Consider the following 1,191-nt stretch of genomic DNA (forward strand, 5'->3'; position numbering starts at 1 on the left):
ACTACATGCAGTTGCTGAGCCAGTCCACCGGCGACAGCAACCGAGCCATACGCGAAATCGGCCAGGTCACATGGCGGGAGTTCAGGGATGACCCGGACGTGGGTCGCCGCCTCCCAACCCATCTGGAGAAGCTCGAGGGACGCTTGAACCACCAGCAATGGGCTATTGATAGTCAGCTCGAAGCGGATCCAGCGGCAGAGTTCGGCATCCGAACTCTGCCCGATCTACCTCATTCAACCCTGAGTTCGGATGCCGAACTCAGTGAAATCAGCGGCAAGCAATGCGCTTTACCGCTGAGTTCGGATGCCGAACCCAGACAGAATCCGCCGAGTACGCCCTTGGTTCGGATGCCGAACTCATATAGTACGTATACATACAAACAAGGTTCTGTATGTAAAAAGCCAGTACAACCGCGAACACGCGAGGAAGCACATCCGAACTGGCAGGGCCTCTTGCACACACTGGAGGCCGAGCAACGGATCCAAGCCGTAAGCGCGCTCCGACGGGTGTCCGAGGATCTTCGGCTACCCATCATCGAGCAGTGGCAGCACCGATGTGCCGGCGGAACCGTCGGTAATCCGTTCGGCTACCTCATGACGCTCATCCAGCGTGCAGTCCAGGGCAAGTTCAACGCCTCTTGGGCTCCAGAGGAACCGGCTGAACGAACCATCCCAGCAGCGGAACGCCCCAGTCGTGCTCTGGCACCACCAAGCCCCACAACGCCTACACAGCCTCAGCTTCAGCCGAAGGGGGATACCCGGACAGGGAACGAGGTCCTCAGCCGGCTCAAGGACCTCATTCGGCCCAGACACGGATCGAGCGTGCCATCCGAGCGGGGTGATAAGCCATGAGAAAGTCTCGGTCGGGCGTCGTGTTTTTTGGTGATGCGGCCCGCATCACTCTGCCAGGTCCTGACCTCGGCACCGGTGGCGAACTGGGTGTTGCCACTGGCAACACTCTGCCAAGGATCGACCTCGGCGCCGTCGACGAGTTGGGTGATTCCACTGGAATCACCCCACCAGGGACCGACCCCAGCGCCGGCGGCGAGCTGGGTGTTGCCACTGGCAACACTCTGCCAAGGATCGACCTCGGCGCCGTCGACGAGTTGGGTGGTGCCACTGGCACCACTTCACCAGGATCCAGCCTCGGCGCCGTCGAGGAGTTGGGTGATTCCACTGGAATCACCCCACC

Annotated in this window: 1 protein-coding gene and 1 pseudogene; both read left to right on the forward strand. The window is 60.9% G+C overall.

Annotated elements, in window-relative coordinates:
• Positions 1 to 851 (forward strand): STY4528 family pathogenicity island replication protein (locus HMPREF2924_RS36255; protein ID WP_256567983.1); only part of this gene is annotated, 851 nt, incomplete at its 5' end.
• Positions 848 to 1,191, forward strand: a pseudogene (locus HMPREF2924_RS35050) (hypothetical protein); the annotation flags it as partial. The gene HMPREF2924_RS36255 and the pseudogene HMPREF2924_RS35050, both read left to right, overlap by 4 nt.

Origin of the sequence: Pseudomonas sp. HMSC063H08 (genome assembly GCF_001813645.1) — a bacterium.
Taxonomy (GTDB): domain Bacteria; phylum Pseudomonadota; class Gammaproteobacteria; order Pseudomonadales; family Pseudomonadaceae; genus Pseudomonas; species Pseudomonas aeruginosa.